Source organism: Streptomyces specialis, from assembly GCF_001493375.1.
Lineage (GTDB): Bacteria > Actinomycetota > Actinomycetes > Streptomycetales > Streptomycetaceae > Streptomyces > Streptomyces specialis.
Genome location: NZ_LN929776.1, coordinates 1 through 7,385, shown reverse-complemented (window position 1 = coordinate 7,385; position 7,385 = coordinate 1). Strand labels below are relative to the sequence as shown.

The 7,385-nt window shown below is 72.4% G+C and carries 8 protein-coding genes; 6 read left to right on the top strand and 2 right to left on the bottom strand.

Annotated features, from left to right (window positions below; translation table 11 throughout):
• Positions 1-48 precede the first annotated feature (48 nt).
• The 4 genes from BN2279_RS06750 (at position 49) to BN2279_RS06735 (ending at position 3,677) form a co-directional block, all read left to right on the top strand.
• Complete coding sequence (locus BN2279_RS06750) at positions 49-768, top strand: urease accessory UreF family protein (protein WP_079031927.1); 720 nt, start codon at positions 49-51, stop codon at positions 766-768.
• 80 nt (positions 769-848) lie between these two features.
• The gene (gene ureG, locus BN2279_RS06745) at positions 849-1,538 is read left to right on the top strand and encodes an urease accessory protein UreG (protein WP_059007475.1); all 690 of its coding nucleotides are present in this window, start codon (positions 849-851) and stop codon (positions 1,536-1,538) included.
• A complete protein-coding gene (locus tag BN2279_RS06740) occupies positions 1,535-2,311 on the top strand; it encodes an urease accessory protein UreD (RefSeq protein WP_059007473.1) in 777 nt (258 codons plus the stop codon). The genes ureG and BN2279_RS06740 overlap by 4 nt, the downstream gene beginning before the upstream one ends.
• 178 nt (positions 2,312-2,489) lie before the next feature.
• Entirely contained in the window at positions 2,490-3,677 is a 1,188-nt protein-coding gene (locus BN2279_RS06735; RefSeq protein ID WP_059007471.1) for a hypothetical protein, read from the top strand.
• 35 nt (positions 3,678-3,712) lie between these two features.
• Here the strand turns inward: BN2279_RS06735 and BN2279_RS06730 are convergent, their stop codons facing one another.
• Together BN2279_RS06730 and BN2279_RS06725 are read right to left on the bottom strand one after the other, a co-directional pair.
• Positions 3,713-4,402, bottom strand: coding sequence for a pentapeptide repeat-containing protein (locus BN2279_RS06730; RefSeq protein ID WP_059007469.1), 690 nt, complete (start codon positions 4,400-4,402; stop codon positions 3,713-3,715).
• A gap of 21 nt (positions 4,403-4,423) precedes the next feature.
• Positions 4,424-4,981: an ATP-binding protein gene (locus BN2279_RS06725; protein WP_079031926.1), complete on the bottom strand. Its 558-nt coding sequence runs from the start codon at positions 4,979-4,981 to the stop codon at positions 4,424-4,426.
• A gap of 162 nt (positions 4,982-5,143) precedes the next feature.
• Here BN2279_RS06725 and BN2279_RS06720 point away from each other — a divergent pair, with 162 nt between their 5' ends.
• Both BN2279_RS06720 and BN2279_RS06715 read left to right on the top strand, forming a co-directional pair.
• Positions 5,144-6,469 (top strand): tetratricopeptide repeat protein, encoded by a 1,326-nt coding sequence (locus tag BN2279_RS06720; RefSeq protein ID WP_059007465.1) that lies wholly within the window; start codon positions 5,144-5,146, stop codon positions 6,467-6,469.
• Between the two features lie 4 nt (positions 6,470-6,473).
• A complete protein-coding gene (locus BN2279_RS06715; protein ID WP_059007463.1) occupies positions 6,474-7,190 on the top strand; it encodes a creatininase family protein in 717 nt (238 codons plus the stop codon).
• Positions 7,191-7,385: the final 195 nt, after the last annotated feature.

Here is a 7,385-nt window from a genome sequence, read left to right as displayed (position 1 = left end):
GCCGCGGCGCGTCGACTGGAGCCTCGTCGGGTTGTTGCGGGGAGCAGGATGGGTGGAGGGGTCCGTGGTGGCGTGGGGCCCGGCGCGGGGAGGGCGCGGGTGGCGGGGCGGCGCCGGGGGGGGGACGGCCGGTTCCCCGCCGGGGCGCACGCGCACTCCGGCGGCGCGGAGGCGGCCGTCCGCGCCGGGCGGATCACGGGCCCGGACTCGCTGGCGGCGTTCTGCCGGGGCCGCCTGCACACGGCGGGCCTGGTCGCCGCCGCCCTCGCCGCGGCGGCCTGCGCCGGCGGCGATCCGTACGCGCTGGACGACGCCGCCGACGCCCGTACGCCGTCGCCCGCGCTGCGGGCCACGGCCCGCAAGCTGGGGCGGCAGTTGCTGCGCGCCGCCCGCGCGACCTGGCCGTGCGCGGAGCTGGACGCGCTCGCCGCGGCCCGCCCGCGCGGGCTGCACCAGCCCGTCGTCCTCGGCCTGACCGCCCGCGCCGCCGGGCTGGCCCCGCACGACGCGGCGCGGGCCGCGGGGTACGACAGCGTCAGCGGCCCGGCCACGGCGGCGGTGCGGCTGCTGAGCCTCGACCCGGTCGACGCGACGGCGATCCTCGCCCGGCTCGCCGGGGAGGTGGACGGGGGCGTGGAGCGGGCCGGCGCGGCGGCGCGCGCCGCGGCCGAGGAGGGCACCGACCCGCTCCCGGCCGCCTCCGCGCCGCTGCTGGACATCGGCGCGGAACGGCACGCGGCGTGGCCCACGCGGCTGTTCGCCTCGTGACCCGCGTGACCGTGTGACCTTCCGTCCTTCCGTCCTTCCGTCCTTCCTGACCGCGACACCCTCTGGACCGGGAGCCCCCGATGCACCTCGACCACCCCGAGACCTTTCCCCAGCGGTACGCCTACCGGGCCGCCGCCCCGCGCCGCCCCGACGGCACCCGGCGGGCCCTGCGCGTCGGCCTGGGCGGGCCGGTCGGCTCCGGCAAGACGGCGACCGGGGCCGCGCTCTGCCGGGAGCTGCGCGGAAAGCTGTCCATCGCCGTCGTGACCAACGACATCTACACCCGTGAGGACGCCGACTTCCTGCTGCGCGAGGCCGTGCTGCCCGCCGACCGGATCGCCGCCGTGGAGACCGGCGCCTGCCCGCACACCGCCATCAGGGACGACATCTCGGCCAATCTGGAGGCCGTGGAGGAACTGGAGGAACGGACCGGGCCGCTCGACCTGATCCTGGTCGAGTCCGGCGGCGACAACCTCACCGCCACGTTCTCCACCGGGCTGGTCGACGCGCAGATCTTCGTCATCGACGTGGCGGGGGGCGACGACATCCCGCGCAAGGGCGGGCCCGGCGTCACCACGGCCGACCTGCTCGTCGTCAACAAGACCGACCTCGCCCCGTACGTCGGGTCCGACCTGGCGGGCATGGCGCGCGACGCGAAGGCGCAACGCGGGGACCTGCCGGTCGCGTTCACCTCGCTCCGGGCCGAGGACGGGATCCGGCCGGTCGCGGACTGGGTGCTGGAACGGCTCGCCGCCTGGGGCGGCGCATGACGTCCGGCGCGGCCGGTGGCGTGGACGTGGCCGGTGGCGTTGTCGCGGACGCCCGGGTCAGGGCGGCGCCCGGCGGGGGGCTGCCGTTGCTGCGCGGCGACGGCCCGCTGGCGTTGCGCCGCACCCGCGCGGACGGGCCGTACGCGCGGGTCACGGTGGTCGGCGCGATGAGCGGGCCGCTGGGCGGGGACCGGCTGCGGCTGACCGTGGAGGTCGAGCCGGGCGCGGCCCTGCGGGTGGACTCGGCCGCCGCGACGGTCGCCCTGCCGGGCCGCGTCCCCGGCGTCCCGGCGGCGTACGAGACGGTGCTGACGGTGGGGGAGGGGGGCGAGTTGCGGTGGTTGCCCGAGCCGCTGATCTCGGCGGCCGGGAGCGGGCTGCGGATGACGACGCGGGTCGAACTGGCCGCCACCGCCCGGCTGGTGCTGCGCGAGCAGCAGGTGCTCGGCAGGGCGGGGGAGGAGCCGGGGAACCTGACGACACGGCTGGTGGTGCGCCGGGCGGGGCGGCCGTTGCTCGACCAGGAGCTGTCCTACGGGCCCGCCGCCCCCGGCTGGGACGGCGGAGCGGTTCTGGACGGTCACCGGGCGGTGGGCCAACTGCTCGTGGTCGCGCCGGAGTTGGCCGACAAGCCGGTGGAGCCCGCGCTGTTGGGCGCCACGGCCGTCCTGACGCCGCTGGCCGGTCCCGGCGCGCTGGTCACCGCCGTCGCCCCGGACGCCCTGGCGCTGCGCCGGCTGCTGGACGAAGGGCTCGTTCTCCTCGGCCTGTGAACGCCCCCGGTCCGCCGTCATCTCCCTTGATGCCGGGGGGAGTTGCTCTCACGCGACTCTCATGTTTCCCTCATTCCTCGTTCACTGCCCCTTCCTAGCGTCTCGTGCTGACGACACGCGCTCCCTCCTGAGCGCACCGCGACATCGGCCGTCACGGGCTGGGATCGGAGAACCACGCATGGACGCCACGCCGTTCACGCTCACGCCAGGCACGCGGCTGCTGCACATCGGGCCGCACAAGACCGGAACGACCTCCCTCCAGGGGGCTTTTCACCGCTTACGGGCGGAACTGGCGGCGCACGACGTCGTCTACGCGGGCAAGGGGCGCCAGGCCAAGGAGCCCGCCGTCGCGCTCACCCGCGCCTGCCGTCCCGCCCCGGGCGCGCCGGGGGCGTCGTCGCCGTGGGACGCGCTGTGCGCGGAGACCGCCGCGGCGGGAGACCGCCGGGTGGTGATCAGCAGCGAGTTCTTCTCGAACGCGGACGCCGACGCGGCGCGTACCGCGGTGAGGGACCTGGGCGGCAGCCCGGCCGTTCATGTCGTGGTGACGTTACGGCCGTTGCTGAGGATCCTGCCGTCGCACTGGCAGCAGTACGTCAAGCACGGGCTGTGTCACTCGTACGAGGACTGGCTCGACGGAGTGCTGCGCCGCCCCATGGAGGACTGTCCGACTCCCGAGTTCTGGCACCGGCACCGGCATGACGCGCTCCTCGAACGGTGGGCGGACGCGGCCGGGCTGGAGAACGTCACCGTCGTCGTGGTGGACGACGCCGAGCCGCGGCGGCTGTTCCGCGCCTTCGAGAACCTGCTCGGCCTGCCCGAGGGAATCCTCGTGCCCGACGGCGGCGGCCTCAACAAGTCCCTGACCCTGTGCCAGGCCGAGTTGCTGCTCCAGCTCAACCGCAGGCTCGCCGACCCCGCGTGGGCCGGCTGGCCGCGCAAGGCGATCGTGCGCGAGGCCGTGGTGCCCCACATGCAGGCGTACACGCCGTGCCCCGGGGAGCCACGGATCACCACCCCGGCCTGGGCGGAAGAGGCCGCCGCCGGGATGGCCGAGGAGATCGTCGCCGGGATCTCCGCCCTCGGCGTCCGCGTCATCGGTGACCTGGCCACGCTGACCCCGGAGCCGTGCGGCGCGGCCGACCCCGTCACCCCGACCTCGATCCCCACCGCCGCGGCCGTCGAGGCCATCCTGGGCGGGATCACCGCCGGTTCGACCCTGACGCGGACCCGGCCGGCGAAGCCGAGGCCGGGCACGGTCGAGGACCGCCCGGTCAGCAAGGTCCCGGCGGCCGACCTCCTGCGCATTGTCGGCCGCCGCGGCCTGCGCCGCCTGCGCCGCGAACTCCCCGGCGGACGCCGGTAACGGCACAGGGTGGCCCTGAACACCTACGCCGCCCTTCACGGCATCCCCGTGGCGGGTGGGTCGTCAAGGGTGTCGGGGAAGGCGATGTCGAGTTCCGTGGTGAGGGCGTGGGTGAGGTCCGCGTGCTGCGGGCGGTCGATGATGACCTGCTTGAGCGCGCCGGCGCCCCGCAGGGCGGACAGGTTGTTGCCGCGCAGGTCGGTGCGGTGGTAGGTGCCGGCGGTGAAGGTGGTGTGGCGCAGGCCGCAGGCTTCCAGGTGGGCGCCGGAGAGGTCGCAGCGGGTGAAGGCGGCTTCGGTCAGGTCGCACCTGACGAGGGCGAGGGGCCCGGTGGCGCGGAGGTGGGCCAGGACGGCGTAGGTGAGCGTGCAGCCTTCGAACAGGACGTTGTCCAGGGTGAGGCGTTCGAGGACGGCGCCGGTGAGTTTGCAGTCGCGGAAGACGGTGCGGGTGAGTCTGCTGTCGGTCCAGCGCAGGGAGGTGAGGTCACAGCCGGTGAACTCGACGGAGTCCAGCCGGATGTTGTCGAAGCGGGAGCGCCGGGCGGACAGGCCGGTGATGCGTCCGGTGACGAAGTGGGTGCCGGTGAGGCTGAGTTCAACCGGGTCGGCGCTGGTGTAGTGGAAGTCCAGGAAGGCTCCGCCGTTGTCGAAAGAAGTGACGTGGGACAGGGCGTCCAGGGTGGGCAGCGTGAGGGTGAGACGGCCCAGGGTGCGGCTGTGCATACGGGGTGGTGACCTTCGTCTTCAGGCGGGCGGGTCCGGTACGTCGTTCCGGCGCGCCGGTGATCGCTCGCGCCTGGCGGGCTTGGTGAGGTAGATCAGGGCGCCGCAGGAGGTGCATCTCCTGCCCTCGGCGGTCGGTGTGAGTTCGGGGTGGCGGCAGGGGTCTGTCAGGTGGCAGCGGAACCAGACGGCTTTGCCCCAGGGCGGTGCGGCCGGTTCGTGTCCGAAGTCGCCGGGACCGGCCATGTGTCGCAGCAGCCACAGGCCGCGCCCGGACTCGGCGTCCCACTCCGGCTCGGTGACCACCGGCAGCCGTGGCGAGCGGTCGAGGACCGAGACGGTCACGACCGAACCGGTTCGTTCCAGCGTCAGACGGCAACGCCGGTCCCCGGCATGCCTGATGATGTTGCTCAGCAACTCCGAGACCCCGAAACAGGCCAGCTCCACGGCTGCACGGGCAGCTCCCCACTCAGCCAGCACCCCGGTGACGAGCTGTCGCCACCGGTGGATGTCGTGGGGAGCGGCCGTGACGGCAAACGACTGGTGACTTCGGGACACTTGAGTCGCGGGGGCTGTCATCGATCCTCCTGGTTCTCGCCGCGAGTGACGTGCGCTTTCCGTCACCAGCGTGGGATCCGGGTGCCCGGTCAACCAGCTCCAGGTGATTACCCACCATGAGCAAGGTCACTATCTGTGCGGCCTCAGCTACACTTGGGTCCCCTGTGTCGCTGGAGTGTTGCCATGGCTGACTTCGACCCGCCACCCGGCATCCCCGAACGTCTGCTGCGCGATGAGGAGATGCTCCAGGCGTGCCGGGCCCGGGACTTCGCCAGGATCTTCGCTCTTCTCAGGAGCCGCTCCGGCGTCTACCCCTCACTTATCGCTCGGCGCTGCCAGTTGACGCCGAGCCGTGTTGGGGAGGTGCTGAAGGGGCAACGCGTCATCAAGGAGATGGCGGTCATCGAGCGCATCTCCGACGGGCTTCGTATCCCGGGGCACTTGCTCGGACTCGCGTCCAGGGATTGGGAGATGGGCAATGCGCCAGGGCAGGTCTCCGGTGCGGCTGACATCACGCATGAGTGGACAGCACCCGAACTTCCGGCGGAGGGCCTGGTGTCGTCCGAAGCCCTCCGGCAGGACGTGGAGTTCGTGCTGTCACTGATCGAAGGACAGCTTCCTCAGCACTACAAGAGCGCGAACTTCTTCGGTGCCCAGGCGGCCATCGCCTCGGTGCTCCATGAGGCCCGCAGCATCACTCGCCTGCTGGAAGTGACCGAGGGCGAGCCGCGCTTGGCCCTCTTGCGCACCGGCGGCCGGATCGCGGAGTTTCTGGGCTGGCTCTTCCAGGACCACGGCGATTTCCGTTCGGCCGGGTACTGGTCGGATCGTTCCATGGAGTGGGCTCAAGAGGCCGGAGACGAATCGGCGCAGTCCTACGTGCTCTTCCGCAAGGCCAACCAGGCGAACGCACAAGCCCAAGCCCAGAAGGCGGTAGGACTCGCGCGCGCGGCGCAGCGGATCCCGGGCCTTCCCCCGCAGATCACCGCCCTCGCTGCCCAGCAGGAGGCGCAGGGGTACGCGCGTATGCGCAATCCCAAGGCGGCGCTCGCCAAGTTCGATGAGGCGAGAGCACTTGCCGCGACCCACGCCGACATCGATCCGGACGCGACCCTCGACACGTCGTACTGCACGCCGACGTACATCGAGATCCAGCGAGCGAACTGCTGGATGGAGCTGGGTGATCCGCGACGCGCCATCGTGCTCTTCGAGGCCGAGTTGGCCACGCTTCCCACGGCCTACCGCAACGATCGTGGGTTCTATCTCGCCCGCCTGGCCCGTGCCTACCTCAGTGCCGATGAACCCGAGCAAGCGGCGAGCGTCGCGACCACGGCGCTGGCGATCTACAGTCAGACCGGCTCAGCCCGCACGATCACCGAGTTGTCCGCCGTCGCGCACGGTGCGGACCAGCGGCCCACCGTGCCCGGCATGAAGGTCTTCTCGGAGCGATTCCGCACCCTGTGCGACAGCCTTCCCACGCGACCGGCCGGGTGCCATGGGGGATGCTGAGGCCATGCGAGATCTGATGACTCAGGCGACCACCGGGGACGAGCGGCGGCGTGGGCGGGTGGTCGCCGTGCTGCCCGTGGGGAGCTTCGAGCAGCACGGGGAGCATCTGCCGCTGATCACGGACACCGTGATCGCCTGCCTCATCGCGCGCCGGATCGCCGACGACCACGGCCTGTTCCTGCTGCCGCCGGTCACGATCTCCTGCTCGCACGAACACGCCGCCATGCCCGGCACGGTCAGCATCAGCGCGCCCACGCTCTACGCCGTGATCCGCGACGTGTGGCGGTCGTTGGAAGCGTCCGGCACGCCGGGACTGCTCATCGTCAACGGACACGGCGGCAACTACGTCCTGGGCAACGCCGTACAGGAGATCAACGTGGCCGGCCCCCGTGTCGCGCTGTTCCCGGCATCCGAGGACCGGCGCCGTGCGCGGGTGGACGCCGGGCTGGACAGCGGCGCCGACGAGGACATGCACGGCGGCGAGTTCGAGGTGTCCCTGCTCCTGCACGGCGCCCCGTATCTGGTGGGCGACGGCATCGAGAAGGACGACCACTCCGCGCCCGACCGCCCCCACCTGCTCACCCTCGGCATGAACGGATACACCGGCAACGGCATCATCGGCCACCCCTCCCTGGCCACCGCCGCCAAGGGCAAGGCCATCCTGGACAGCCTCTCCGACGCCGCCCGTTCCCATCTGGCGCTCATCGGACCCGGGACATGAACAAGACACCGGCCGGGGCCCACCGGGTTGGCGGTTCTGTCACGCACGTCCCGGAGCGGACAGAATGCGGCCATGACGGTTGAGCGGTTCGCCCTGGCTGCCGAGGTCATGGCCTTCTACCAGTCCACCATCACCGAGGCCGACCGGTTGTCGTCGTCGGCCGACGGCAGGCTGGAGCTGGTGCGTACCCAGGAG